We start from the raw sequence: 24,784 nt of genomic DNA, 5'->3' as shown, positions 1-24,784 counted from the left end.
GCCTGTATACTACAAGAGATTGTAAGGATTGTTTAACAGTGGGCGGCTAGGTAGGGCAAGCGATGGCAAATAAGGTACTGCAACTGTGTCTTTCCGATGGTAAAGGCGGAATGGAGCTATACGTAGACCGGGTGATAGAAGACCTGCTGGCGGAAGGTTGGGACGTCATCGGCATCTGCCTGAAAGACACCAAGGTAGAAACTTACATGCAGCGCAACGGAGTGCCGTATAAGGCCTTTGCGAGCAACGGTCAGGCGCTGGTCAACCTGCTGTCGATACGTCGCTGGTTGAAGGAGGAAAACATCTCCGTCATTCACTGCCATAAATCGAGTGATCTACGCCTCACCACCCTGTTAAAAGCGCTGCTACCAAAGCTAAGAATAATTTATACAGATCACGTGGGCGGGCAGCGTCCTAAAAAAAGCCCCTATCACCGTGTTGCCTATGGCAGCGTTGATCGTGTGCTGTCTATTAGCCAAGCAACGTATCAGCGCAATATCCGCAATTTACCGCTTCCCCAGGAGCGGGTGATTTGCTTGCCCCACGGAGTCGATATCGATAAGTACCAGCCCAATCGTGACCCCACTGCCATTACGGCTAAGCGTGAAGCGCTGGGTGCCCCGGCAGACGCGGTGCTCATCGCGCTTCCGGGCCGAGTGACGCCTGGCAAAGGGCAGGATGTCTGGGTAAACGCACTGCTAGCGCTTGACCCCACGCTTCACTTTTATGCGCTCTCTATCGGTGGCACTGACTATGCGTCAGGTGGCGTGGAAGCGTTCTATGCCGAGCTGCAGCGCACCATCGCGGGCACGCCGCTGGCGGATAAAATCACCTTTCTAGGGCATCGCAGTGACCTGACCGATATTTTGCCCGTGCTGGATGTGGTGTGCATTCCTTCGGAAAACGAAGCGTTCGGCCTGACCATCATCGAATCCATGGCCTGTGGGATGCCGATCATTGGCTCGAATACCGGGTCGTTGCCGGAGCTAGTGGATGCTGATTCCGGCGTGTTGGTAGGCCCGTTTGACGTGCCCGCCTGGCGCGATGCCATGGACACGCTCATTCGCGATGCGGCCACACGTCAAGCCATGGGGCGTGCCGCGCGTCGGCGCGTCGAGGAGCACTTCAGTAACAAGCAGCACGTGAAGCGCTTGAGGGAGATTTACACGGCGTCTGCATAGCCTGCGTAAAGCGGCGCCATCAGATTTTCCACTTGGCCAGGGGCAAACTTCACCACCGACCGCTCCAACCGCTGCAGGTTACTTGTCTGCCACTTGCCCTGCGGGCGCAGGCGGCAGCGGTCGAGATCGATCAGCCAGGGTTTGCCTGCTTTATCCACCAGAATGTTGCGGGCGTTGAGGTCCACGTGATCCAGTCCGGCTTGGTGAAAACGCTTGATCATTGCGCCAACGCGCTTTAGCAGCGCCTCGTCAGCCTCGCCATTAGTGAGCAGTGAGGCCAGTGCCCGAGCGCCGGGGATGCGCACGGTCAGCAGCGCCGCCTCATAGGTCAGCCCAAAGCGTGTGACGCAGCAGGCCACCGGGCGCGGCACGGGCAGGCCTTGCTCATACAGCGCGGCGGTTAACCGCACTTCACGAAACGCTCGGGTGCGCTCGACCCCCAGCCATACATAGCGCTGCTGGCTAAGTTTGGCGATCAGCCCGCCTCGCTGGTAGGGCCGTAGCACCCACTGTTCGTCGTCGCGTGCTTGCAGGAACAAACTGCTACCACGGCCCGGCGCTTCGCCGACTACCAAGTGACGTGTGCGCCAATACGCCGCTTCAAACAGCGCCGTGCTCAAGGGGTGAGTAGGGGAGGACAGTTGGTGTGATGCGCAGGCGTCACTTAAACTGTCAGCATCATGTAGAATCAGCCCATTTTTCTGCTGGAGTGCCGCTAAGCGCATGAAGCCCTCTCTGCCTGCTCAACCAAACCATATTGCCATTTTGCGCCTCTCCGCGTTGGGAGACGCATGCAATCTCGTGCCCACGGTGCGAGCGCTGCAGCGTCAGTGGCCGAACGCGCGCATTACCTGGATTATCGGCAAGGGGGAGCACAGTTTACTGGCGGGGCTTTCTGGGGTCGAGTTTGTTGTGTACGACAAATCGACGGGGCTCTCCGGCATGCGCGCTATCTGGCGTGAGCTGGCGGATACCCGCTTCGATGTGCTGCTGCATATGCAGCAGGCCATTCGCGCCAGCGTGCTCTCGCTGGGGCTCAAAGCCAACGTGCGCGTCGGCTATGACAAAGCCCGCGCTAAAGATGCCCAGCACTGGTTTACCCAACACCAGCTAGCGCCCCATGCCAACGCCCACGTGCTGGAGTCATTCATGGACTTCGCCCGCTTGCTGGGGGTAGAAGACGACCGCCTAGAGTGGAATCTCGCCGTGCCCGCAGTGGCCTATGAGGAAGCCCGCGCTATTAGCGGCGATGCGCCTTATTTAGTGATTAACCCTTGTAGCAACGCGCGTTTGCGCAACTTCCGCAACTGGTCGGTGGAAGGCTACGCCAGCGTGATTGAACACGCGTGGGTGCAGCACGGTCTGAAGAGCGTACTCACCGGTGGCGGCAGCCCGCTTGAGCGGGAAATGGGTGACCATATCGAAGCGCTCTGCCAGTCAGATAGCGTGATCAACGCCATTGGCGGCACCTCGTTGAAGGGCGTATTGGCGCTGATCGATAACGCCCGCGTGGTGATCGCGCCGGATACTGGCCCGGCTCATATGGGCAATGCCATGGGCACGCCAACGCTCGGCCTTTACGCCACCACCAATCCCCAGCGGGCCGCGCCCTACCTGTGGCGCGATTTTGCCGTCAATGCCTACCCCGATGCGGTACGCACCTACCTGCATAAATCGGTGGACGAGGTGAGCTGGGGGCAGCGAGTACGCCATGCCGATGCCATGGACTTGATCAAGGCTGACGATGTGATTGCCAAGCTAGACGTGCTGCTGGCGCATACCTCAGCACAGACCACAACAGGACCCTCGGATGAAAGTTGATTTAACCGCCCTGGAACATGCCCGCGTACTGGTGGTAGGCGACGTCATGCTCGACCGCTACTGGCACGGCGGCACCTCGCGGATCTCCCCAGAAGCGCCGGTGCCCGTGGTACGCGTGGACGATGCCGACGACCGCCCCGGTGGCGCGGCCAACGTAGCGCTCAACGTGGCGTCCCTAGGAGGCCATGCGGCGCTGGCGGGGGTCGTGGGCGAGGATGAGAATGCCGAGCTGCTCACCAAGCGCCTGGGTGCATCCAATGTAAGCACTTACTTTCAGCGCAGCCCAGAAATACCAACGATTACCAAGCTGCGCGTGATGAGCCGTAACCAGCAGTTGCTGCGCTTGGACTTTGAGCAGCGCCTCGATAGCGTGGATACCAGCGCCTTGCTGGCACAAGTAGAAAAGGCCCTGCCTGAGTGCGACGTGGTGATTTTATCGGACTACGGCAAGGGCACGCTCAACCAAGTGGAGCGGCTGATCGAGATGGCTCGCCACCACGGCAAGCGAGTGCTGATCGACCCCAAGGGCCAAGACTTCACCAAGTACCGCGGGGCCAGCCTGATTACCCCCAACTTAACCGAGTTTGAAGCCGTGGCAGGCCCATGCGCAACCGACGCCATACTGGCCGAGCGAGGCGAAGCGCTGCGTGCTGAGCTGGAGCTCGAAGCGCTGTTGATTACCCGCAGCGAAAAGGGCATGACGCTGATTCGTGAAGGCCATGCCCCGCTGCACCTGCCCACCCGTGCCCAGGAAGTGTTCGATGTGACCGGTGCCGGTGACACCGTGATTGGCCTGATGGGTCTAGCATTAGCCGCTGGCCACTCGCTGCCGGAAGCAATGATGCTGGCGAACCTCGGCGCGGGTCTAGTGGTGGCCAAGCCGGGCACCGCCACGCTCTCCATTGCCGAGCTCTACACCGCGCTGCACGGCGACAAGCTGGCCGAATTTGGCGTGATTACGCAGGCAGCATTGGTCGAGGCCGTGCGTGCCGCGCAGCGTCGCGGCGAGCGCGTGGTGATGACCAACGGCTGCTTCGATATTCTGCATGCGGGCCATGTGGGGTATTTAGAGCAGGCCAAGCGCCTAGGCGACCGCCTGATTGTGGCGGTGAACGACGACGCCTCCATTGGCCGCTTAAAAGGGCCAAAGCGCCCCATCAACCCGCTGAACCGGCGGATGCAAGTACTGGCCGGGCTCGGCGCGGTGGATTGGGTCGTGCCGTTTAGTGATGACACGCCCGCCGCCCTGATTGAGCAAGTACTGCCGGATATCCTGGTTAAAGGCGGCGACTACCGCCCCGAGGATATCGCTGGCGGCAGCGCCGTGATTGCCAACGGTGGCGAGGTGAAAGTGCTGGGCTTTGAAGACGGTGTGTCCACCTCGGCAATGATCAGCTCGATTCTGGATCGCGAAAGTTAATGGCGCTATCCCGCTGGCCGCGATTGGCCTATTCGGCGGTGCTATATGGGCTAGCGCCGCTGATTGGCTGGCGTATCTGGCGTGAGCAAGTACCCACTTACTCACCGCTCCAGCGGCTGGGGGTGCGCCTTCAACCACTGCCTCCCGCGCCGCGTCTTTGGCTGCACTGTGCCTCGGTAGGTGAGGTACGCGCAGCCCGCCCGCTGATCGAAGGGCTGCTAGCGCGGTTTCCTCACCATAGTCTGCTACTGACCACCATGACCGCCACCGGTGCCCAGCAGGCGCTGGCGATGATCGCAGAGCAGGGCGCTACCGATCAGCGTCGTCTTGCCCACCGTTTTCTTCCGCTGGATTTCCCCGGCGCGGCCAAGCGCTTTGTGGCCCGCGTGCAGCCTGAGCTTGCCATCCTGTTTGAAACCGAGCTGTGGCCGAATCTGCTTCACGCCTGCCACCGGCAGGCGGTGCCCGTCGCGGTGGTCAACGGCCGACTATCGCCCCGCGCGTTTGCCCGGTATCAGCGTCTTCGCCCGCTGATGCACAGCGCCTTAGCCAACGTGACGTGGCTTGCCGCCAAATCGTCAGAGGACGCTGAGCGCTTTCAAGCGCTGGGGTGTGCGGCCGACGCCACCACCGTGGTGGGGTCGCTGAAGTTTGAGCAAGCACTGCCTGAAAAGGCGTTGGCGGAAAGTGAGCGCTTACTTCAGGCTTGGGGAGATCGGCCCGTCTGGGTCGCGGGCTCTACCCGCGACGGGGAAGAAGCGCTGCTGCTCACGGCCCATCGGCAGTTGCTCAAACGCTTTCCAGACGCACTGCTGGTGCTGGTGCCTCGCCATCCTCAGCGCTTTGACGAGGTGGCGGCACTGTGCGAACGCGAGGGCTGGGAGATTAGCCGCCGTAGCGAGCAGCAGCCCGTCACACCCGCCACCCAGATCTACCTAGGCGATACATTGGGCGAACTGGCGACGCTGTACGGCGCGGGCAGCGTGGCCTACGTGGGCGGCAGCTTGGTGCCGCTGGGCGGGCATAATGTGTTGGAGCCTGCCGCACTGGGTAAGCCCGTACTGTGCGGGCCGTCGTTGGAGAATTTTAGCGATGTTGCCGAGCCGCTGTTGGCGGCCAAGGCGCTGACCGTGGTTGATTCCGCAGAAGCGCTTGCAAGCGCCTTGGCAGAGTATATCGCTTGCCCTCAGCGTGCTCGGCAGGCGGGTGAGGCAGGGCAGGCGGTGATCGAAGCCCATCGCGGGGCGCTGTCGCGCACCCTGGATGGGCTTGGCCGCTACTTATAGCGCCGTCCGCTCTACGCCATCCGTCTTGCCAAGCAGCAGCACATCGGCACCACGGGCGGCAAATAGCCCGTTGGTCACAACGCCCACGATGCTGTTAATGCGCGTTTCCATGGCGACCGGATCATCAATCATAAAGTTAAAGCAGTCGATAATATGGTTACCGTTATCAGTCACCACCCCTTGGCGATACACGGGCTCTGCCCCCAGCTTGACCAATTCTCGAGCAACGTAAGAGCGCGCCATGGGAATCACCTCCACCGGCAGCGGAAAGTTGCCTAGCTGTGCCACGTATTTCGAGCCATCGGCGATACAGATGAAGCGCTTGGCGCAGGCGGCGACGATCTTTTCTCGGGTTAGCGCTGCGCCACCGCCTTTAATCATGTGTAGGTGAGCATTTACTTCGTCTGCGCCGTCGATGTAAAAAGGAACGTCCCCCACATGGTTCAGCTCAAACACCTCAATGCCCAGTTTTTTAAGACGTTCGGCGCTCGCTTCTGAGCTGGCCACGGCACCTTTAAATTGGTCGCGTAGTGGGCCTAGGCGGTCAATAAACAGGTTGGCTGTTGAGCCGGTACCAATTCCCAGTACGGTATCTTTTTCAAGGTGCGGCTTAATCTCGTTAATGGCGGCATCGGCTACCGCCGCTTTCAGTTCATCTTGTGTCATGATGGGTCCAGTATCAGGAGAGGCAGTCGCCCTTAGTATAACGGCCTAAGCGCTGACTGCCGATGGAAACGCCGCTAGACGTTGCCAGCCGTAATCTGCTACCAATAAAGGTTTTGTTCGCCCCGTCCGGGTCACGTCATTTTCTGGGATGTCAGCATGCTCGAAGCAACCGTCAAAAAGATCCTCCAAGCTCGCGTTTATGAAGCCGCTTGTGAGACGCCCATTTCTCCCGCTCCCTTTTTGTCGCGTCGCTTCAACAACCAGATTTTGATTAAGCGCGAAGATCTGCAGCCGGTGTTTTCGTTCAAAATCCGCGGGGCCTACAACAAAATGGCTCAGCTAACAGAAGAGCAGAAAGCCAAAGGGGTGATCGCCGCGTCGGCAGGCAACCACGCCCAGGGGCTGGCCATGGCGGCCAAGCTGATGGGGGTTAAAGCCGTTATTGTGATGCCACGCATTACGCCGGATATCAAAGTCCAAGCGGTACGGGCTCGTGGCGCAAAAGTGATTTTGAAAGGCGACGCCTTTGCTGCCGCCGCTGAGCACGCTCAGGAACTGATCAAAGAGCATGGCTATACCTATATTCCGCCGTTTGACGATATCGACGTGGTCGCGGGCCAAGGCACCATTGGCGTCGAGATTCTGCGCCAGCACAGCGGCCGCTTAGATGCGATTTTTATCCCCGTAGGCGGCGGCGGGCTGATTGCCGGAGTCGCGGCTTATGTGAAGTACCTACGCCCAGATATCAAAATCATTGGCGTGGAAGCCGAGGATAGCGCCTGCTTGAAAGCTGCGCTGGAAGCCGGTGAGCGCGTGGTGCTGGACCAGGTGGGCGTATTTGCTGAAGGTGTGGCGGTCGCGCAAATTGGCGAGGTGCCGTTCTCGCTGGTGCGTGATTTGATCGACGATGTGATCACCGTCAATACCGATGAGATGTGCGCGGCGGTGAAGGATATTTTCGAAGATACCCGCGCGGTGGCAGAAACGTCGGGGGCGCTGTCGCTGGCGGGTCTTAAAAAATACGTTCAGCAAACCGGTGCTGAAGGGCAAACGCTCATCTGTATTAATTCAGGCGCGAACACGAACTTTGACCGTTTGCAGCATATTGCTGAGCGCACCGAGCTTGGCGAGCAGCGGGAGGCCATTCTGGCCGTCACGATTGCTGAAAAGCCCGGTAGCTTCAAAAAATTCTGTCGTACGCTGGGTAAGCGCATGGTCACGGAGTTTAGCTACCGTTACGCCGATGATAGCGAAGCGCATATTTTTGTCGGCGTTCAAGTAAAGCCCGGCGGTGAAGACCGCCAAGCGGTGATTGAAAAGCTGCGTGAAGGCGGTTATCAGGTGGAAGATTTAACCGATAACGAGTTGGCGAAACTGCATATTCGTCATTTAAGTGGGGGGCGCCCTAGCGAACGTTTTGAAGAGGAGCTTTATCGCTTCGAGTTTCCTGAACGCCCTGGCGCATTGATGAACTTCTTAACTCAGCTGCCACACGACTGGAACATTTCGCTGTTTCACTATCGTAATCACGGTGCTGCTTATGGCCGTGTTCTGGTGGGGATGCAGGTGCCCAGCGAAGATCGTACCCATGTGACAGAGTATTTAGATGCCATTGGCTACCGCTATTGGCAGGAGAGCGACAACCCCGCTTACCGGCTCTTTATGGCGTAACGCTATGTAAGTGCTCACTAACAGCCTGTGCCAGAGCTGCCAAGCATAAGGAGGTGGCTAAAACGTTTAATTAAGGGGCTAAAATAGTGCTTTTAGCAGTTGTCATTATGCCCCTTATGGCCCTATAGTCGTGACCTAAATTAATGAGGTGTGTCATCTTCCTAAAATGAAAACTTGGTGACGCACTAAGGGCATTTGGCAACTGTGAAAGACGTTGGAGAAGAGGCATGCGGCGTAGAAAGCCTGATATGGTGATGGCGTTAACCGTGGTGTTTTTACTGGGTGTATTGGCCACTGGATATGCACAGGCGCTGTCGGGGAGTTAACCAACGGTTAACAACAGCGCTCTCAGCATTAACGCTAAACCTGCTAGGTGAACATATAAAACGGGCTGATCATTCTGATCAGCCCGTTTTTGTTGGCCGCACTACGCCCGTGTCGCTGGCCACCGCATTGAGCGGAATATCCCAAGGTTCAATAGGCAGGGTGTTCACCTGCTGGCAGGCATGGGCCACGCCAATCAGCGTAGGCGCGGGCCCTGGGCGGCGCATAAACGCCAAACTACGGTCATAAAATCCGCCTCCCATGCCCATCCGGTTCGCGTGCTGATCAAACCCCACCAGCGGCACGATCAGAGTATCCAGCGCCCACGCGGGCAGCCGGTTGCTGCGCTGGGCAGCAAAGCGCGGGCAGGGCTCAGCAATGCCAAAGCGGTTTTTGACCATAGGCGTAGTATCGCCGTAGGCCACAAACCAAAGGCTGTTGGCGCTAAAAGGGCGTAGTACAGGCAAGTAAATCGCCACCTGGCGCTGGCGCAGCCAAGGAATTAACGGCGTGGGGTCGATCTCACCGTTGACCGGCAGATAAAGGCTAATACGCTTGGCGCGACGGATTTCAGGAAGCTGTTTTAAACGCTGGCAAAGCGCCAGGGCGGCTTGCGTTTGCTGCTCGGCGGAGAGTATGCGGCGGCGGCGTTTCAATTCGCGCCGAAGGGCGGTCTTGTCGCTAGGTGAGGTAGGAGTCATCTCGCGGAAGGTCATCACAAAGTGTTCCCCAGAATGCCGCTGTCGTTCTGGCCCTGAACCTACTGGTTCAGGTGGGTGGCCGCAGCCAAACCGTCAGGCTTTCCGACGCACGGACATGCACACGGGTCTGGCTAGCATTTGGCCCCCTGGGTACTGCGCATAGGCTCGAGGGACTATAACGACTGGCGTACACCCCAGAGAACACCGCTATCCTAACAGAGCCGCCGCTAATGCCAAAGTATCGGTTGAAGATGTTCGCTGGTTTAAGGCTCTTTGCGCGGCCGGGTGCCCATCAGCGCCCGCTCAAGCCGATCATTTAAACGGCTGAGATTGGCTTCCCCCGCGCGGTGCTCATCCAGCGCTTCCAGCAGTTCGTGGGTAATATTTAGCGCCGCCATAATCGCGATACGCTCACTGCCCAGCACGCTGCTTTGGGCATGAATGCCGTGCATGGCGCGGTCCAAATAGCGAGCAGCGCGTTCAAGCTGGACTTCTTCGCCCGTGTCGCAGGCAATCATATAACTGCGACCCAGTAGGGTGATCTCTTTCGTTGGCCGCTTTGCGTTACTCATCAATGGCTCCAGCACGGGCCAGCAAGGGGCCCGATGCGTTAACATCACTACATAGGAAGGATAGACGGGGTTCACTATAAGAGAGCCGCTTGTGCGGGGTCAACGCGCAGGCTCGCCCGCCTATCCTCGTGGTTTTATCTTCACACTGTATAAAGCGAGCATGAATCATGTCATTGATTGACGAGCGCCAGGACTTTTCTGACGTAGCGGATGTATTTTTATTGCACGGTAGCATGCAGTCTCCCGCGTTTTTGGATGGACGGCTGTGCGGCTTATTGGCTCTGCGCGACGTGACGGCCGAGGCGTGGCTGGAAGAAGTGTGTATCAGTTTGGGGGTAGAGCAACCCCGTGACCCGGCCAGCGCCGAGCGGCTGTTGGGCTGGCGTCGCCAAACTCTAGAAGCGCTGAGCGCCAGCGACCTGAACTACGCGCCATTACTTCCCGATGAGCTGTTCTCTTTGGCAGAACAGGCCCAAGGGCTGAAAGAGTGGACGCTTGGCTTTATGGAAGTAGTGGATGAGGTGGCCGATGACACCCTTCGGGAGCGCTGGTCGCAAACGCTTAAAGAAGCAATTGATGATCTGGAAGGCCTTGGCCAGATGGAGACCGACATCGACGATAGCACGGAAAACGAGAACGACCTGTTTGCCTTAACCGAGCATGCCCGAATGGCGGCCATGCTGCTGTACACCGAACAGCACCCCGGCAAGCCTCAGGTTGAGCAAACCGACGCCCCCGTTCATTAATTTCCGCCCATCACGTCTGCATAGGAGCCGTTATGCCAACGCTATTGCCTCGCCCCGCTGCTGTTCATCCGGAAGAGTATCGTCAGCGCCGGGAGGCGCTCATGGCGCAGCTGCCGAGCAATGCCGCGCTGCTGGTGCCGGGGGCGTCGTTAGTGACTCGCTCCCACGACAGCGAATACCCCTTCCGCCAGCAGAGCGACTTCTACTACTTAACCGGCATTCAAGAGCCTGACGCGCTGCTAGTTCTGTTGCCAGGCCGCGCAGAGGGCCAAAGCGTGGTGTTCTGCCAAGACCGCGACCCCACCATGGAGGCCTGGACCGGCCGAAGGCTGGGAGCGCAGGGCGTTGTCAGCCTGCATGGGATCGACCAAGCGTTCGAGAACGCTGAGCGCGACGACCTGCTGGCAGAGCTGCTGGATGGCCGTGAGCTGCTCTATGCGCCGCTGGATAACCCCGACGCGGTTAGCATCGCTGAAGAGGCGCTTGCCCATGCCCAAGCGGGCATGCGCCGGGGCAAGCCCGCACTAAAAGGCTGGCTGGATAGCCGCCCCTTGATTCACGAGATGCGCCTAATCAAAAGCCCCGCTGAAATTGCCTTGCTGCGTCACGCAGCGGCCATTTCAGCCCAGGCCCACGTACGCGCTATGCGCACCTGCCAAGCCGGGCTAAGTGAGTACCAGCTTCAAGCCGAGCTGGAGCACACTTTTGTGTGGCACGGCGCTAGCGGGCCTGCCTACAGCACGATCGTGGGCGGCGGCGCCAATGCCTGTGTGCTGCACTATATTGAGAACAGTGATGTGCTGGAGGAGGGCACGCTGGTACTGATTGACGCCGGTGCAGAGTTTGATCTCTACGCAGGAGACATCACGCGCACCTTCCCGGTGAGCGGGCGCTTTAATGATGCTCAACGGGCGCTTTACCAAGTGGTGCTAGATGCCCAAGTGCGTGCGGTGGATGCCATTGCGCCTGGCGCTACGCTAGCGGATATCCATCAGGGCGTGGTGCATGACCTAACGGCTGGCCTGATTGAACTGGGGCTCTTAGAGGGAGACGTTCAGGCGCGCATTGATGACGAAAGCTATCGGCGCTTTTACCTCCATTCCACTTCCCACTGGTTAGGGTTGGATGTACACGATGTGGGCACCTACCGCTTGGACGAAGCGACGCCTCGCCTGCTTGCCCCTGGCATGGTGCTTACCGTGGAACCTGGACTCTATATCCCTGATGAAGACGATATTCCCGCTGCCTATCGCGGTATCGGCATTCGTATTGAAGATAACGTTGTGGTCACCGAACAGGGGCATGACATTCTTACTGATGGCGTGCCGAAGCAGATAGACGAAATAGAGCAGTTAATGGTTAAAAAATAACCAGCAAAAACAGCCTGATTTTTGTTTATGTAAACTACATTACGAAATTACGTTAAGCCAAGGTGCTTATAATGTAAGTGCGTTATATAAGCGCGTATGAAGAGGAGAAGCCAATGCATGGGGCAGAACAGGTAACGCCTGCACAGCAGCAGTCGCCCACCCATGACATCGTGATTGTGGGCGGTGGGCTGGTAGGTGCCAGCTTGGGCTGTGCATTGGCACCGCTGATTGAGCGCTATGGCTGGCGAGTCGCCATCATTGAGGCCAATGCGCTACCGCAGAGCGCCGAGGAAACGACGTGGCAGCCAAGCTTTGATGCCCGCGCCAGCGCCATTGCCGAGGGTTCTGCCCAGCGCTTTCGCCAGCTAGGCGTGTGGGAAGCGATGCAGGTCGAGGCCACACCGATACATCGTATTCATATCAGCGAGCGGGGCCGTTTGGGCGCGACGCGCCTTAATGCACAAGAGCTAGGCGTTGCTGCCTTGGGTCACGTGATACCCAACGCTTGGATGGGGCGCGTGTTGCATCAGAAACTGCAGCAATTACCCATTGAGTGGCACTGCCCAGCCACGGTGGCACAAATGACGCCAACGGCCAGCGGCCACCATTTGCAGCTTTCCGATGGCAGCGAGCTAACGGCCGCGCTAACCATTTTGGCTGATGGCGGGCGCTCGGGGCTGAAGGAGCAGCTAGGGATTGCTAGCCGCCGTCACTCCTATGAGCAAACGGCGGTCATTGCCCATGTGGGCATTAGCCAGCCCCATCAAGGGATTGCTTACGAGCGCTTTACCGCCGAGGGGCCCATCGCGCTGCTGCCACTGCCGGGGCAGGCTATGGAGCTGGTCTGGACCCATGCCAGCGGTAGCGAGCAGGCACGATTATCGCTACCGGATCATGCCTTCTTGAGCCAGCTTCAGCAGGCGTTTGGCGACCGAGTCGGGCGCTTTACCCGCGTTGGTCAGCGGTTTAGCTATCCGCTTTCGCTGGTCACCGCAGAAGAGCCTGTGCGCCCCGGCTTAGCCGTGCTGGGCAATGCGGCCCATGCGCTGCATCCGGTGGCTGGCCAGGGCTTCAATTTAGCGCTGCGCTCGGTGATGGATTTGGTTGAAGCGCTCTCCCAAGGTGCTCAGCAGCAGCGCACCTTGGGAGATATGAACACGTTGCAGGCGTTTGAGCGCCGCCGTGCCCAAGACCGCGCCAACGTGATTCGCTTTAGTGACGGCTTAGTGCGGCTGTTTGGTTACTCGTTGCCGCTGCTGCCCCACGCCCGTGGCGCTGGATTGATCGGCCTTAATTTGATTGGCCCGCTGCGCCGTGGCTTGGCACGCCGCGCGATGGGCCTGGAGCGCTGACGCTCTTATCCAGCGCCCTCAATGACCCAAGCCAAGGAGTGTTATGACAACGCAATCACAAGCAGCTAAGCCGCCCGTCACGCGTTTCGATGCGGTAATTGTTGGCGCGGGTATGGTGGGCGCTGCGCTGGCCGGGCTACTGGCAGAAGCGGGAATGCAGGTGGCGCTGGTGGAAGCCAAGGCATCGCCGCTGCGCCTGGATGACGTCGCTGGCGAGATTCCCACACCCCGCGTTAGCGCGCTGACCCCGGTATCTCAACGGCTGCTCACGCATTTGGGCGTATGGCCCGCCATGGCGGCGGCAAGGGTAACGCCTTACCGTTATATGCAGGTGTGGGATGCTGAGGGCAGTGGCCATATTCACTTCTCGGCGGACGAAGCGGGCACTGCCGTGCTCGGCCATATTGTGGAAAACGATGTCACACAGGCCGCGTTGAATGAGCAAATTGCCAAGCAACCGACCCTGACACGCTTCGATGGCGTCAGCGTGTCGGCACTGCAAACCACGGCCAGCGGCCGCTGGCTGGTACTGGAGGACGGTAGGCAGCTACAAACGCCGCTGGTGATCGCTGCCGACGGCGCACGCTCTGCCTTGCGAGCGCTAGCAGGCATCTCGGTGGCGGAGGAGTCCATGGAGCAAGAGGCGGTCGTCACCACGGTGCGCTGCGAACAGTCCCACGGCGCTACCGCTCGCCAAGCCTTTATCGGTGGTCGTCCGCTGGCTTTCTTACCGCTCACTGTCAATGGAGATGACCGCTTCTGTTCCATTGTGTGGTCCACAACGCCTGAGCATGCCAGTGAACTCACCGCTTACTCTGCTGAGGCACTGGGGCAGGCGCTTGGCGAGGCTTTCGACCATCGCCTGGGCGATGTCATGCCCGTAGATAGCGCTTATAGGTTTCCGCTGGTGCAGCGCCACGCCCAGCATTATGTGCAGCCCAACTTTGCTCTAGTAGGCGATGCCGCCCACAGCATTCATCCGCTGGCCGGGCAGGGCGTTAATTTGGGATTAATGGACGCGGCGGTATTAGCCGAAGAGGTGGTGGCGGCATGGCACCGCGGTGCTCCTTGGGGTAGCTTGGCCACGCTGAGTCGCTATGAGCGCCGTCGGCGCTTGGATAATACGGCCATGCTGGGCTTAATGAAGGGATTTAAGGTGCTGTTTGGCAGCCATCAGCCGGTGTTTACGCTGGCGCGCAACCTGGGGATGAGTGGCATGAACCAGCTCGTACCACTCAAGCGTGTGGTGATGCGGCAGGCGACCGGAGAGCGGGGCCGCCTGCCAGCGTCGTGCCGCTAGCTAGCCGCGGCGGCGATCCACCACGTTCAGCGCTTTCAGCAGGTTAAGGGCTTCGCTGAGCTGGTAGTCGTCGCGCAGCCGCTGAGACATGGCGGCGCGCTCCGGGGGCATATCGTCTTGGCTGCTTAAGTGGCCGTCTAGATCTGCTTCGCGAATTTCACGACGCCCTTCCGCGACTTCCAGGCGGCCGCGCAACACCTCGACATCCGGCTCGATGCCTTGCGCCTGAATCGAACGGCCATTCGGGGTGTAGTAAAGGGCGGTAGTGAGCTTCAAACCTTCGCCATTGCCCAACGGCATGATCTGCTGTACCGAGCCCTTACCAAAGCTTTCAGTGCCCATGATGACGCCCCGGCGCTGGTCTTGCAGAGCGCCTGCGACAATTTCAGCCGCCGATGCGCTGCCGCTGTTGATCAGCACCACGAGCGGTATGTCGCCCGCTGGCGTATCCGGAGAGGCAGAAAACGACATTTCAGTATCCGAGAGTCGCCCTTCGGTATACACAATCAGCCCTTCATCCAGGAAGAGGTCCGTTACTCCGACCGCCGCCTGAAGAACGCCACCGGGGTTATTACGCAGATCCAGAATCAAACCTTCCAGCGGCTGATCGCGCATCATGCGCTCAATGGCTTGGCGCGCCTGCTCGGGGGTACGTGACTGAAACTGGCTGATACGCAGGTAGCCGTAGCCTGGCTCCAGCGTTTCATGTTTGACACTCTCACTGCGGATCACTTCGCGGGTGAGCGTGAACTCGCGGGGCGACTCTTCACCTGCGCGCAAAATAGTTAAACGCAGTGGCGTGCCGGGTTCCCCGCGCATCAAGTTGACGGCTTCCTGCAGCGACAGGCTGTCGGTGGGGGTACCGTCGATGGCGACGATAATATCCTGAGACAGCAGGCCCGCCCGTGAAGCGGGCGTGTCATCAATGGGCGTGACGACCATCAGTTGGCCATTCTGGGTGCCGACTTCAATGCCGATACCGCCAAACTCGCCTTGGGTAGACTCTCGCAGGCTCTGATACTCCTCCTCGTCTAAATAGGCCGAGTGAGGGTCTAGCTCGCTGAGCATGCCGCGCATGGCATTGCGCAGTAAGGTGCGGTCATCCACTTCTTCTACATAGCCGCGTTTGATGCGCTCGAATACTTCCGCGAACGTTTGTATCTCTTCTAGTGGCAGGTCGTCGGCAACGCTGTTCGCCGGTTGGGCTGCCAAGGGTAGCGGGGCAGCCAGCAGCGCGAGCGGAAGCAGGGTAGCCAAGAAGCGCTTGGCAGGGGCCGATACCTCGGTAACAGATAGCGTCATGCGGACTCCGCTAGGCGAAAGGCAACGCCAGCCGCGCTGCTCAGGTTGAGACGTTCATAATAAAGACATTACCACCAGCTTATCCCGTCAACGACGTGCAATCCAACGTTGCGGATTAATTGGTTCGCCGCTGCGGCGCACCTCAAAGTAAAGCGAGGGGCTGGCTTGGCCGCCGCTACTGCCGACACGGCCAATTTCATCGCCACTGCTCACCTGCTGCCCCGGGCGAGCGCTGAACTGCTGCAAGTGGGCATAGAGCGTCATGATCTGGTCGCCGTGGTCGATGATCAGCAGGTTGCCAAAGCCACGCATCCAGTCAGCAAACACTACACGGCCTGTATGAACCGCTTTGACGGCACGGCCAGCTCCGGCTTGAATCACAATCCCGTTGTAGTGAACGCCGTCCCGTCGCTGAAAGCTGGCGGTAATGGCGCCCTGCACCGGCCAGGGCAAATCGCCTTGGGTGCGGGTAATGTTCGTGGTGGGCGTGGGCTCTGCCAGGCGCGCCAGTTCGGCTTGAATAGCTCTTAGCTGCTGCTCAGCCTGTTCGCGGCTTTGGTTAAGATCTGCCAAGCGGTCAGCTTCACTGCCGTAGCGGTCGTCTAGCGTCGTCACCACGCCACGGCGCTCTTCGGTGCGTTCGGCGAGCAGCGCGCTTTGGGTTTCCAGTTCGTCGGCTAGTGTATCCAGGCGAGTTTGCCGCTCGGCGAGCGCCAGTTCGGTATCCGCAAGCGCGGTATCCAGCCGGGCGATATCGTTCAAGCGCTGCTGGCGCGCTTGTGTTAGCCGGTTTAAGTAGGCCTGCATGCGGTCAAGTTCAGCGGGATCGCTTTGGTTGAGCAGTAGCTTGAGCTGGGGCGTTGGCCCCAGCCGGTAAAGCGCGGCAAGCTGTTGACCTAACGCGTCGTACTGGGCATCGCGTTCACCCTCTAAGCGTTCGCGGTGCTGGCGTAGCTGGGTGGTTTCATCGGCGAGCTGGCGTCGCTCGGCCTGTAGCTGGTCCAGCCGCTGGTGGGTCTGGGCCAGCTCTGTTTCCACTTCGCGTAGCTCGTGCTGGGCGCTGTTCCGCGCTTGGTCCGTGGCGCTCAGCCGCTCGGCCATGGCATCAATTTCTTGGCCGAGGGCGTCAAGCTGCTCTCTGGCAGCCTGTTCGTCCTGTTGTGCCATCGACGTCGACGAATAGCCCAGCGTTAGCAAGGCCGTCGTTAATAAGGCCGTTCGAGCTAGCCGTTGCCACATGGGCATTACTCGAAGCGCAGCAGCGGAGTTCCGGTCATCGCCTCAGGCTGTGGCTGATTCATCATGGTCAGCAGCGTGGGGGCAAGGTCACACAGGCGGCCATCTTCGAGCTGGGCAGCGCGCTCACCAACGTACACGAGCGGCACCACAAAGGTGGTGTGGGCGGTTTGCGGTGCGCCGGTTTCCGGGTGAACCATCTGCTCGGCATTGCCGTGGTCGGCGGTGATCAGGCAGGCACCGCCCGCGCGCTCAATCGCTTCCACCACGCGGCCAACGCAAATATCGACGGTCTCAATCGCTTTCACGGCGGCGTCGAAATCCCCAGTGTGGCCTACCATGTCGCCATTGGCGTAGTTGCACACCATGAGATCGAAGCGGCCGCTATCAATGGCTTCTACCAGCTTGTCGGTAATCTCATAGGCGCTCATTTCCGGCTTTTCGTCGTAGGTTTTGACGTCGCGGGGGGAGGGCACCAGGATGCGCTCTTCACCTTCGTACTCATCTTCATTGCCGCCGGAGAAGAAGAACGTCACGTGGGGGTACTTCTCTGTTTCGGCAATGCGCAGCTGGGTGAGGCCGCGCTTAGCGACCACTTCGCCTAGGGTGTCGGTTAGGTCGGTAGGCGGAAACGCGGCTGGCGCGGCGATATCTGCTGCGTATCGCGTCATCATGACCAAACCATCACCGGCAAGCGTTGGGCAGGCACGGCGCTCAAAGCCGGTGAACCCTGCATCGGTGAAGGCGCGGGTCAGCTCACGAGCGCGGTCGGAGCGGAAGTTTAGGAATATCGCTGCGTCGCCATCTTGTAACGTGATGGCGTTACCGTTAACCGGCACGCTGGTCGCTGCCACAAATTCGTCGGTTTCACCGCGCTGGTAGGCATCCCGCAAGCCGCTTTCCGCGCTGGTGGCGGTGTAATCGGCGTGGCCGTCGGTGAGCAGGCGGTAGGCTTGCTCAACGCGCTCCCAGCGGTTGTCGCGGTCCATGGCGAAGAATCGGCCAATGATGGAAGCCACAAAACCGTTATCGGCACCGACCAGTTCTGAAAGGCGGGCGTTGGCGCGCTCGATAGACGCCAATGCGCTTTGCGGCGGCATATCCCGGCCATCTAAAAAGGCGTGCACGTAGATGCGCTGGGCACCGCGCCGCGCTGCTAGCTCGGCCATGGCGATGAAGTGGTCTTCGTGGCTGTGGACGCCGCCTGGAGAGAGCAGGCCCAGCAGATGCACGGCACGGCCATTGGCGACTGCTGCGTCGATGGGCTTGGTGAGCACCTCGTTGGTATCCAGGTCGCCATCTTCAATGGCTTTGGTGATGCGCGTGAAGTCCTGGTAAACGATACGCCCGGCACCCAGGTTCATATGGCCGACTTCGGAGTTGCCCATCTGGCCGTCGGGTAGACCCACATGGCGGCCATCGGTATGTACGAAGGCGTGGGGGCGGTTAGCCCACAGTGCGTCCATCACTGGGGTGTTGGCTGCAGCGACAGCGTTGTGGGCGTTGTCGGGGTTGTGGCCGTAGCCGTCTAGGATAATCAGCGCAACGGGGCGCGGTGCAGATGTTGTCATTGAAAATTCCCTCGTTTGTGAGTCAGCCAAGCGACGTGAGGTGCAGTTTGAAACGCTGGTGAGGGCGGCTCAGCCAGTTTTCAGACAACACCTGATAATCGGGGTCGCGACAGGCGCGCGCTTGGGGCATCATAACGCAGGCAGCCGTCGGGCGTCATGGCCTGCGCGGTATGCCCTGTGACGTGTATACTTGTCGCGTTTCTGAGGGCGGTTAGGCCGCTTTTTTCTGCATAGACCAAGAGATTGTGTTCGCGATGATCGATCAGCTGTTCGAATTCGTAATGAACCACCCCCTCCTCGTGGGGGCATTTTTGCTGGTGCTCATAGCGTGGATTGTTTATGAAACGCGTAGTGCCGCCTCGAATGCGGTGTCCTCTACCCAGGCCACTCAGCTCATCAACCGCGAAGACGCGGTGGTGCTGGACATTCGTGAGAGCAAAGACTTCAAAGCCGGGCATATCGCAGGCGCTCGCAACATTCCCCAAAGCAGCCTTGATAGCCGCATGAACGAGCTGGATAAAGTGAAAGCCCAGCCAATCATTGTAGTCTGCAAGCATGGCCAAAGTTCTGGCGCTGCCCAGGCAAAGCTGGAAAAAGCGGGCTTTGAACGGGCGATGAAGCTGCGTGGCGGCATGATGCAGTGGCAGTCGGATGGCCTTCCGGTGGTTAAGAAGTAAACGAGAGCATAAGTAGCTGCGCAGCTGCGCATATTTTTATTGGATGAATAATTAGGAGTATCCCATGGCGGAAGATAACAACACCCCGCAGGCAGGCGCCGCAGAAGGCGAAAAGCCCCAGCTGAAATTCTCGTTACAGCGTATTTACGTGAAAGACATTTCCTTTGAAGCGCCGAACTCTCCTTCTGTGTTCAAGCAGGCGTTCAAGCCGAAGGTCAACCTGGACCTCAACACCACCAGCCAGAAAGTGGCCGATGACCAGTACGAAGTGGTCGTCAAAGTGACCGCGCAGGTCAACGACAGCGAAACCGGCACCACCTCGTTTTTGGCGGAAGTCGAGCAGGCGGGCCTGTTCCGTATTTCAGGCATCGAAGGTGCACAGCTTGAGCAAACGCTGGGTGCGTTCTGCCCTAACCTGCTGTTCCCGTACGCCCGTGAGTGCGTTGATAACCTGGTCAACCGTGGCGGTTTCCCGCCGCTAATGCTGGCGCCGGTTAACTTCGAAGCCATGTACGCCCAGCGCAAGCAGCGCGAAGCGCAGCAGGCAAGTCAAGCGGCTGAGAACACGCACTAAGCCATGTCCGATTCGCTAAACGCGGCTGATTGGGTGGCGCGCCACGGCAAAATGCCGCGCCTCTATGTACCTGCTGAGTTTTCAGCAGGCACTACCTTAACGCTACCCGAAGGCCCTGCTAAGCACGTTACTCGCGTGCTGCGCATGGGTGAAGGGGCACCGCTGATCTTGTTTGATGGCGCAGGCCAAGAAGCAGGCGTTCAGCTGGCGGAGGTGGGGCGTAAGCACACCACCGTCACCGTTGAGGCGGTGTGGCCTGGCAGCGGCGAGTCGCCGCTGGTGGTGCATCTTGGGCAAGCGATTTCCAAGGGCGACCGCATGGATTACGCCATTCAAAAAGCCGTTGAGCTAGGGGTGGCGGCGATTACCCCGCTGTATACCGAGCGGGGCGATGTGCGTTTGAAAGGCGACCGCGAAGAGAAAAAGCTGGCGCACTGGCAGGCCGTGGCGGCCAGTGCCTGTGAGCAGAGCGGCCGGGCGGTGGTGCCGCCTGTTCACCCCCCGCAGGCGTTAGGTGAGTGGCTGGCCGAGCGCCAAGAGCCGCTGCGCTTGATGCTGCACTTAGCGACGGGTAACGGCTTTGCTCAGCCGGAGCGGCCGGCGTCCGCCGCGCTGTTGATTGGCCCAGAGGGCGGCTTAAGCGATACGGATATTCAGGCCGCTATCGCCAGCCACTTTACGCCACTGACGCTGGGGCCACGGGTGCTACGCACCGAAACGGCTCCTGTGGTTGCGCTCACGCTGCTGCAGCACCACTTCGGCGATTTGTAAGCGCTTACTATCAAGCCGCTGCCGTGTTTGTTGCGGCAGCGGTTTTTTTGTACCCAGCGCTGGCGTCATTCGACGCCGCTTTGCCTTGCCTAGGCAAGGTACCATAATGAAGATCTACTTCTTGTAAGGACGGCACCCATGGTCCGTGAGTCACACTCCACCCCCCGATCCGCCAGCGATGCATCTGCCCAACTGGGCGATGTGGCCTATTTAACCGTGACGGCGGTGAACAGTACCGGAGCCTTTCTGCGTTGGGGGCAGCCCAAAGACGTGCTGCTGCCCTATAGCGAGCAGCGCTTTCGCCCCGACCCCGGCAAGCGGGTGCTGGTGATGCTGTATAGCGACGATCAGGGGCGGCCGGTCGCTACCATGCGTCTTGACCGTTTTTTGACGGACGACGCCTGGGCGTTAGAGAAAGGCGACGAAGTCGATGTGGTGGTGGCCGACCGCACGGACTTAGGTATGAAAGTAGTGGTCAATCACCGCTACTGGGGGCTGATCTACCAAGACGATATTACTCAGCCTCTGCGCCGTGGGCAGTCGCTGAAAGGCTTTGTGAAACAGCGCCGCGAGGATGGCCGCGTGGATATTTCACTGCTACCGCCCGGCGCGGCCCGCCTGGATGTGGTGGGTGATAAAGTGCTGAAAGCGCTGCGTGAGAGCGGCGGCTATCTGCCGCTGGGTGATAAAAGCTCGGCGCACGATATCAAAACCCGCTTAGGGGTTAGCAAGAGCGCTTTTAAGCAGGCGATTGGCCGGCTCTATAAGCAGCAGCTAATCACTCTAGCGCCAGATGCGATTCGCCTAGTGCCCGGTGCGCTCTCCGAGCCGGCGGATAAATAGCCGCAGTTGGAGCCGTGCAAGCAGTGCGGCATACTGATGACCTATTGATCCTCCATGGACTGTATTTCGATGAGCCAATCAACGTTACATCTCGGTGTGGTGATGGATCCCATCAGCGACATCGCTTACAAGAAAGACACCACCTTAGCCATGCTGTGGGCCGCTCAAGAGCGCGGCTATACGCTGCACTACATGGAGCAGGGCGACCTGTTCTTACAGGCGGGCAAAGCCTACGCGCGGATGCGTCCACTCACCGTGCACCGTAACCCAGAGCACTGGTACGACCTGGGCGAGGCGACTCAGCGCCCGTTGGCCGAGCTGGATGTGGTGCTGATGCGGAAAGACCCGCCGGTGGATGCGGAGTTTATTAACGCGGTGCATCTGCTGGGCTTTGCCGAGCGCGAGGGCGTGTTGGTGGTTAACCCCACTGCTGCGCTGTTGCAGTGTAATGAGAAGCTCTTTGCCCAGCAGTTTCCCCAGTGCTGCGCGCCGACGGTCGTCGCGAGCCGCGATGATGTGCTACGCGCCTTTCATGCCGAGCACGGCGATGTGATCTTCAAGCCGCTCGACGGCATGGGCGGCACGGGCATTTTTCATATCGGCCCCGATGGCCGCAATATTGGCGCGGTGATTGAGCAACTGACGCTGCGTGGTCAGCGACAAATTATGGCTCAGCGCTACCTGCCGGAAATCAAGGATGGCGATACGCGGATTCTCTTGGTCGATGGCGAGCCGGTGCCGTTTGGCCTAGCGCGAATCCCTTCGGCGGGCGAAACCCGCGGCAATCTGGCCGCAGGCGGTCGCGGTGTGAGCCGCGAGCTAACCGAGCGGGACCACTGGCTGATTCAACAAGTGCAGCCGATGATTCGCGAGAAAGGCCTGATGTTTGTCGGCCTGGACGTGATTGGCGACTACATCACGGAAATCAACGTGACGAGCCCCACCTGTGTCCGTGAGATCGACGATCAGCGCGGCACCGATATTTCCGGAATGCTGTTAGACGCTATCGAACGTCGCTTGGCCTAATCGGTGAACGTTCTATTCGCCAAATGACGTAAGGCTTGCCGAGCCATCGGCAAGCCGTAGGAGACGCATGCAAAGCTTAAAACACCACTTTTTGATGGCGCTGCCCCACATGGAAGACCCTAATTTCACGGGCAGCCTGATTTATTTATGTGACCATGACCACAATGGCTGTATGGGCGTGATTGCCAACCGCCCGTTGGAAATCACCCTGGATGCGCTGTTTGAGCAGCTCTCACTCGGCGGCGACGACAGCCCCCACCGCAATGCGCCGGTCTACTACGGCGGCCCCATGCATAAAGATCGCGGCTTTATTCTTCACGTTGGCGACAGCCAAGCGTGGGACTCCAGCGTCCAGGTGGAAGATGGCATTGCGCTCACTACCTCCATGGATATTCTCCAAGCGCTGGCGGATGGCACTGGCCCCGAGCACTTTCTGGTGTGCTTAGGCTGCGCAGGCTGGGAAGTGGGTCAGTTAGAGGATGAGCTGAAAGAGAACGCCTGGCTAACGGTAGAGGGCCAAAGCAACGTGCTGTTTGATACGCCTCCAGCCGAGCGTCTTACGGCCGCCGCCGGTATTCTCGGGGTTGATTTAAACCTAATGACGCGCAACGCAGGGCATGCATAAGCGTGCGGTTGGATGAGGCGTAAGTGGTATGGCAGATAACGGGCAGCGCCTGATCTTGGCGTTTGATTTTGGAACGCGGCGCATTGGCGTTGCCGTGGGTAACGAGTTGCTGCACAGTGCGCGGGAGCTGACGCCGCTGCCCGCGCGTGACGGCATTCCTGACTGGAACGTGGTCACACGCCTTATTGAAGAGTGGCAGCCAGATCTGTTTGTCGTCGGCTTGCCGCTCAATATGGACGGGACCGAATCGCTCATGAGTACCCGGGCGCGTAAGTTCGGCAATCGCCTGCATGGCCGCTACGGCAAACCCTGTGAGATGGTCGATGAGCGTGGCTCGACTCAAGAAGCCAAGCAGATCGCCCATGCAGCGGGCCACCGAGGTAACTACCGAGAAGAGAGCGTAGACGGTATTGCCGCGGTGTTAATTTTGGAAGGTTGGTTCGCCCACCAGGAAGGCCTTCCCGGCGGGCGGAGCGCCTACTAATCCACTGCCGTATTAACGGTCGAGGGTTCCGGTTTGGGAAGGCACGAACCAGCGGACCGGGCGCAGGTCTTTCTCAATCAGGTCATCCACTTTTAGCAGCGTGGCAAAAATCGCCATCCGCATGGGGATACCATTATCGGTTTGGCGGAAAATCGCCAGCCGCGGGTCGCCGTTCAAATCGACGTTCAAATCATTAGCGCCTGGGCGGCTATCGCGGGGAAGCGGGTGCATCACGATCGTGCTTTGGCTACAGCGCTGGTCAAGAAAATCACGGTTGACCATAAAGTCGTCGGAAAGCCCCTGGAAACTCTCGTTCATTTCATCCGTAAAGCGCTCTTTCTGAATGCGGGTGGTGTACACCACATCTAAATCGGCAAAGTCACTGGCCAATGAGTCGCGTTGCTCAATGCGATGCCCGCGAGAAGCCACTAGATCAATTAAGTAAGAAGGCATCTCCAGCCCTGGTGGCGACACAAGCGTAATACGCAGCGGGTCATAGAGTGACAGCAGCTTAATCAGCGAATGCACCGTGCGACCGTATTTCAAATCACCGGTCAGCAGAATATGCGCCCCGCTTAAGCGTTTGCCTAATCGCTGAAACTCCTTATCAATCGTATAAAGGTCCAGCAGGGCTTGGCTTGGGTGCTCGCCTGGGCCATCGCCACCATTAATGACGGGTACATGGGTGGCTGCAGCGAATTCGGCTACCGAACCTTGGTCTGGGTGACGCATCACAATCGCATCGCAGTAGCCGCTCATTACACGGCTGGTGTCGTAAAGCGACTCGCCTTTGGCCATGGAAGAGAAGGTAAAGCCTGTGGTGTCGCACACGCTTCCCCCCAGTCGGCAGAACGCGGCATTAAAGCTCACCCGTGTGCGAGTGCTCGCTTCAAAAAACAGGTTGCCCAACACTGCACCTTCCAACACCCGCGTGACTTGGCGGCGGCTAGCAATCGGCTCCATGCGTGCCGCCACGCGTAACAAGTGATCAACGCTCTCGCGGCTTAATGAATCGACAGTTAATAGGTGCTGGCTCATCATGGACCTCATCTTTAGTGGGCGTGGGTGAAGGTGGCAGCTATATAGAGTGCTAAGTGTAACCGCCAAACTAGACGTGCCGAAGCGGTTTCCATTGATCAATAGAAGAGGGCAGATAAGGAGGCAGAGACTTTTTTCGACTATTTGATAATTAGCTCTTGCCAACCCGGCCGCGAATCCGTAAAGTACGCATCCGCTGCCGGGGACGCCAAGCGTTACCAGCGGTG

Annotated in this window: 24 protein-coding genes and 1 other RNA gene; 16 read left to right on the top strand and 9 right to left on the bottom strand. The window is 59.2% G+C overall.

Translation table 11 applies throughout. From position 1 onward, the window contains the following. Positions 1-62 precede the first annotated feature (62 nt). Positions 63-1,181: a glycosyltransferase family 4 protein gene (locus R0J87_RS17205; protein WP_498887683.1), complete on the top strand. Its 1,119-nt coding sequence runs from the start codon at positions 63-65 to the stop codon at positions 1,179-1,181. On the opposite strand, the gene R0J87_RS17200 is transcribed toward R0J87_RS17205, so the two are convergent. Continuing rightward, the gene (locus tag R0J87_RS17200) at positions 1,163-1,906 is read right to left on the bottom strand and encodes a 3-deoxy-D-manno-octulosonic acid kinase (RefSeq protein ID WP_498887682.1); all 744 of its coding nucleotides are present in this window, start codon (positions 1,904-1,906) and stop codon (positions 1,163-1,165) included. The two genes, R0J87_RS17205 and R0J87_RS17200, sit on opposite strands and share 19 nt — an antisense overlap. On the opposite strand from R0J87_RS17200, the gene R0J87_RS17195 reads away from it, so the two are divergent. From R0J87_RS17195 to waaA, 3 genes are read left to right on the top strand one after another with little or no spacing between them, the layout of a single operon-like run. After that, entirely contained in the window at positions 1,905-3,002 is a 1,098-nt protein-coding gene (locus R0J87_RS17195) for a glycosyltransferase family 9 protein (RefSeq protein ID WP_498887680.1), read from the top strand. The genes R0J87_RS17200 and R0J87_RS17195 overlap by 2 nt on opposite strands. Beyond that, positions 2,992-4,422: a bifunctional D-glycero-beta-D-manno-heptose-7-phosphate kinase/D-glycero-beta-D-manno-heptose 1-phosphate adenylyltransferase HldE gene (gene hldE, locus R0J87_RS17190; protein WP_498887679.1), complete on the top strand. Its 1,431-nt coding sequence runs from the start codon at positions 2,992-2,994 to the stop codon at positions 4,420-4,422. The genes R0J87_RS17195 and hldE overlap by 11 nt, the downstream gene beginning before the upstream one ends. Continuing rightward, positions 4,422-5,708 carry a lipid IV(A) 3-deoxy-D-manno-octulosonic acid transferase gene (gene waaA / locus R0J87_RS17185; protein ID WP_498887678.1) on the top strand — a complete coding sequence of 429 codons (1,287 nt, stop codon included), beginning with the start codon at positions 4,422-4,424 and terminating at the stop codon, positions 5,706-5,708. The genes hldE and waaA overlap by 1 nt, the downstream gene beginning before the upstream one ends. On the opposite strand, the gene rpiA is transcribed toward waaA, so the two are convergent. Beyond that, positions 5,703-6,374 carry a ribose-5-phosphate isomerase RpiA gene (rpiA, locus tag R0J87_RS17180; RefSeq protein WP_498887676.1) on the bottom strand — a complete coding sequence of 224 codons (672 nt, stop codon included), beginning with the start codon at positions 6,372-6,374 and terminating at the stop codon, positions 5,703-5,705. The two genes, waaA and rpiA, sit on opposite strands and share 6 nt — an antisense overlap. 156 nt (positions 6,375-6,530) lie before the next feature. Between rpiA and ilvA the strand changes: the two genes are divergently transcribed. Beyond that, entirely contained in the window at positions 6,531-8,045 is a 1,515-nt protein-coding gene (gene ilvA / locus R0J87_RS17175) for a threonine ammonia-lyase, biosynthetic (RefSeq protein ID WP_188639489.1), read from the top strand. A 404-nt stretch (positions 8,046-8,449) separates the two neighbouring features. Here ilvA and R0J87_RS17170 read toward each other — a convergent pair whose 3' ends face one another. The 3 genes from R0J87_RS17170 to R0J87_RS17160 form a co-directional block, all read right to left on the bottom strand. After that, positions 8,450-9,085 carry a 5-formyltetrahydrofolate cyclo-ligase gene (locus R0J87_RS17170; protein WP_498887698.1) on the bottom strand — a complete coding sequence of 212 codons (636 nt, stop codon included), beginning with the start codon at positions 9,083-9,085 and terminating at the stop codon, positions 8,450-8,452. 6 nt (positions 9,086-9,091) lie between these two features. Beyond that, a non-coding RNA gene (gene ssrS / locus R0J87_RS17165) (6S RNA) lies at positions 9,092-9,274 on the bottom strand. Between the two features lie 59 nt (positions 9,275-9,333). Continuing rightward, positions 9,334-9,642, bottom strand: a complete 309-nt coding sequence (locus R0J87_RS17160) for a cell division protein ZapA (protein WP_490175454.1) — start codon at positions 9,640-9,642, stop codon at positions 9,334-9,336. A 167-nt stretch (positions 9,643-9,809) separates the two neighbouring features. Here R0J87_RS17160 and R0J87_RS17155 point away from each other — a divergent pair, with 167 nt between their 5' ends. The 4 genes from R0J87_RS17155 (at position 9,810) to R0J87_RS17140 (ending at position 14,410) form a co-directional block, all read left to right on the top strand. Continuing rightward, positions 9,810-10,388 carry a UPF0149 family protein gene (locus R0J87_RS17155; RefSeq protein WP_399841320.1) on the top strand — a complete coding sequence of 193 codons (579 nt, stop codon included), beginning with the start codon at positions 9,810-9,812 and terminating at the stop codon, positions 10,386-10,388. A 32-nt stretch (positions 10,389-10,420) separates the two neighbouring features. Further along, positions 10,421-11,758: a Xaa-Pro aminopeptidase gene (pepP, locus tag R0J87_RS17150; protein WP_498887675.1), complete on the top strand. Its 1,338-nt coding sequence runs from the start codon at positions 10,421-10,423 to the stop codon at positions 11,756-11,758. A gap of 113 nt (positions 11,759-11,871) precedes the next feature. Continuing rightward, positions 11,872-13,110, top strand: coding sequence for a 2-octaprenyl-6-methoxyphenyl hydroxylase (gene ubiH, locus R0J87_RS17145; RefSeq protein ID WP_498887674.1), 1,239 nt, complete (start codon positions 11,872-11,874; stop codon positions 13,108-13,110). A gap of 43 nt (positions 13,111-13,153) precedes the next feature. After that, a complete protein-coding gene (locus R0J87_RS17140; protein WP_498887673.1) occupies positions 13,154-14,410 on the top strand; it encodes a UbiH/UbiF/VisC/COQ6 family ubiquinone biosynthesis hydroxylase in 1,257 nt (418 codons plus the stop codon). Here the strand turns inward: R0J87_RS17140 and R0J87_RS17135 are convergent, their stop codons facing one another. The 3 genes from R0J87_RS17135 to gpmI all read right to left on the bottom strand — a co-directional run bounded on the left by R0J87_RS17135 (position 14,411) and on the right by gpmI (position 18,519). Beyond that, positions 14,411-15,712 carry a S41 family peptidase gene (locus tag R0J87_RS17135; protein WP_498887672.1) on the bottom strand — a complete coding sequence of 434 codons (1,302 nt, stop codon included), beginning with the start codon at positions 15,710-15,712 and terminating at the stop codon, positions 14,411-14,413. It abuts the gene before it with no gap. A gap of 87 nt (positions 15,713-15,799) precedes the next feature. Then, on the bottom strand, positions 15,800-16,957 hold the full coding sequence (locus tag R0J87_RS17130; protein ID WP_498887671.1) for a murein hydrolase activator EnvC family protein: 1,158 nt from the start codon (positions 16,955-16,957) through the stop codon (positions 15,800-15,802). Further along, positions 16,957-18,519, bottom strand: a complete 1,563-nt coding sequence (gpmI, locus tag R0J87_RS17125) for a 2,3-bisphosphoglycerate-independent phosphoglycerate mutase (RefSeq protein ID WP_498887670.1) — start codon at positions 18,517-18,519, stop codon at positions 16,957-16,959. The genes R0J87_RS17130 and gpmI overlap by 1 nt, the downstream gene beginning before the upstream one ends. 254 nt (positions 18,520-18,773) lie before the next feature. On the opposite strand from gpmI, the gene R0J87_RS17120 reads away from it, so the two are divergent. The 7 genes from R0J87_RS17120 (at position 18,774) to ruvX (ending at position 23,519) form a co-directional block, all read left to right on the top strand. Beyond that, positions 18,774-19,196 (top strand): rhodanese-like domain-containing protein, encoded by a 423-nt coding sequence (locus R0J87_RS17120; protein WP_404344406.1) that lies wholly within the window; start codon positions 18,774-18,776, stop codon positions 19,194-19,196. Positions 19,197-19,260: 64 nt separating this feature from the next. After that, positions 19,261-19,770, top strand: a complete 510-nt coding sequence (gene secB / locus R0J87_RS17115; protein ID WP_044628537.1) for a protein-export chaperone SecB — start codon at positions 19,261-19,263, stop codon at positions 19,768-19,770. Positions 19,771-19,773: 3 nt separating this feature from the next. Continuing rightward, positions 19,774-20,541: a 16S rRNA (uracil(1498)-N(3))-methyltransferase gene (locus tag R0J87_RS17110; protein WP_498887669.1), complete on the top strand. Its 768-nt coding sequence runs from the start codon at positions 19,774-19,776 to the stop codon at positions 20,539-20,541. Positions 20,542-20,679: 138 nt separating this feature from the next. After that, on the top strand, positions 20,680-21,384 hold the full coding sequence (locus R0J87_RS17105; protein ID WP_498887667.1) for a CvfB family protein: 705 nt from the start codon (positions 20,680-20,682) through the stop codon (positions 21,382-21,384). 69 nt (positions 21,385-21,453) lie between these two features. After that, positions 21,454-22,410, top strand: a complete 957-nt coding sequence (gene gshB / locus R0J87_RS17100; protein WP_498887665.1) for a glutathione synthase — start codon at positions 21,454-21,456, stop codon at positions 22,408-22,410. Between the two features lie 67 nt (positions 22,411-22,477). After that, positions 22,478-23,035, top strand: coding sequence for a YqgE/AlgH family protein (locus R0J87_RS17095; protein ID WP_253507138.1), 558 nt, complete (start codon positions 22,478-22,480; stop codon positions 23,033-23,035). Positions 23,036-23,063: 28 nt separating this feature from the next. Then, the gene (ruvX, locus tag R0J87_RS17090; protein ID WP_253507140.1) at positions 23,064-23,519 is read left to right on the top strand and encodes a Holliday junction resolvase RuvX; all 456 of its coding nucleotides are present in this window, start codon (positions 23,064-23,066) and stop codon (positions 23,517-23,519) included. A gap of 12 nt (positions 23,520-23,531) precedes the next feature. Here ruvX and R0J87_RS17085 read toward each other — a convergent pair whose 3' ends face one another. Next, positions 23,532-24,557 (bottom strand): aspartate carbamoyltransferase, encoded by a 1,026-nt coding sequence (locus tag R0J87_RS17085; protein ID WP_044628642.1) that lies wholly within the window; start codon positions 24,555-24,557, stop codon positions 23,532-23,534. Between the last annotated feature and the right edge of the window lie 227 nt (positions 24,558-24,784).

It is taken from the genome of Halomonas sp. SIMBA_159 (genome assembly GCF_046536035.1).
Lineage (GTDB): Bacteria > Pseudomonadota > Gammaproteobacteria > Pseudomonadales > Halomonadaceae > Vreelandella > Vreelandella venusta_A.
The sequence above is the reverse complement of the archived record's forward strand: the minus strand, read 5'-3'. Positions and strand labels throughout refer to the sequence as shown.

Coding starts and splice junctions, on each gene's coding strand:
- hldE (WP_498887679.1), top strand. CDS start 2,992: ATGAAAGTTGATTTAACCGCCCTGGAACATGCCCGCGTACTGGTGGTA.
- R0J87_RS17105 (WP_498887667.1), top strand. CDS start 20,680: ATGGTCCGTGAGTCACACTCCACCCCCCGATCCGCCAGCGATGCATCT.
- R0J87_RS17095 (WP_253507138.1), top strand. CDS start 22,478: ATGCAAAGCTTAAAACACCACTTTTTGATGGCGCTGCCCCACATGGAA.
- R0J87_RS17200 (WP_498887682.1), bottom strand. CDS start 1,906: ATGCGCTTAGCGGCACTCCAGCAGAAAAATGGGCTGATTCTACATGAT.
- R0J87_RS17120 (WP_404344406.1), top strand. CDS start 18,774: ATGATCGATCAGCTGTTCGAATTCGTAATGAACCACCCCCTCCTCGTG.
- rpiA (WP_498887676.1), bottom strand. CDS start 6,374: ATGACACAAGATGAACTGAAAGCGGCGGTAGCCGATGCCGCCATTAAC.
- pepP (WP_498887675.1), top strand. CDS start 10,421: ATGCCAACGCTATTGCCTCGCCCCGCTGCTGTTCATCCGGAAGAGTAT.
- ruvX (WP_253507140.1), top strand. CDS start 23,064: ATGGCAGATAACGGGCAGCGCCTGATCTTGGCGTTTGATTTTGGAACG.
- gpmI (WP_498887670.1), bottom strand. CDS start 18,519: ATGACAACATCTGCACCGCGCCCCGTTGCGCTGATTATCCTAGACGGC.
- R0J87_RS17085 (WP_044628642.1), bottom strand. CDS start 24,557: ATGAGCCAGCACCTATTAACTGTCGATTCATTAAGCCGCGAGAGCGTT.
- ubiH (WP_498887674.1), top strand. CDS start 11,872: ATGCATGGGGCAGAACAGGTAACGCCTGCACAGCAGCAGTCGCCCACC.
- R0J87_RS17205 (WP_498887683.1), top strand. CDS start 63: ATGGCAAATAAGGTACTGCAACTGTGTCTTTCCGATGGTAAAGGCGGA.
- R0J87_RS17195 (WP_498887680.1), top strand. CDS start 1,905: ATGAAGCCCTCTCTGCCTGCTCAACCAAACCATATTGCCATTTTGCGC.
- secB (WP_044628537.1), top strand. CDS start 19,261: ATGGCGGAAGATAACAACACCCCGCAGGCAGGCGCCGCAGAAGGCGAA.
- ilvA (WP_188639489.1), top strand. CDS start 6,531: ATGCTCGAAGCAACCGTCAAAAAGATCCTCCAAGCTCGCGTTTATGAA.
- R0J87_RS17135 (WP_498887672.1), bottom strand. CDS start 15,712: ATGACGCTATCTGTTACCGAGGTATCGGCCCCTGCCAAGCGCTTCTTG.
- R0J87_RS17160 (WP_490175454.1), bottom strand. CDS start 9,642: ATGAGTAACGCAAAGCGGCCAACGAAAGAGATCACCCTACTGGGTCGC.
- R0J87_RS17110 (WP_498887669.1), top strand. CDS start 19,774: ATGTCCGATTCGCTAAACGCGGCTGATTGGGTGGCGCGCCACGGCAAA.
- R0J87_RS17130 (WP_498887671.1), bottom strand. CDS start 16,957: ATGCCCATGTGGCAACGGCTAGCTCGAACGGCCTTATTAACGACGGCC.
- gshB (WP_498887665.1), top strand. CDS start 21,454: ATGAGCCAATCAACGTTACATCTCGGTGTGGTGATGGATCCCATCAGC.
- R0J87_RS17140 (WP_498887673.1), top strand. CDS start 13,154: ATGACAACGCAATCACAAGCAGCTAAGCCGCCCGTCACGCGTTTCGAT.
- R0J87_RS17170 (WP_498887698.1), bottom strand. CDS start 9,085: ATGACCTTCCGCGAGATGACTCCTACCTCACCTAGCGACAAGACCGCC.
- R0J87_RS17155 (WP_399841320.1), top strand. CDS start 9,810: ATGTCATTGATTGACGAGCGCCAGGACTTTTCTGACGTAGCGGATGTA.
- waaA (WP_498887678.1), top strand. CDS start 4,422: ATGGCGCTATCCCGCTGGCCGCGATTGGCCTATTCGGCGGTGCTATAT.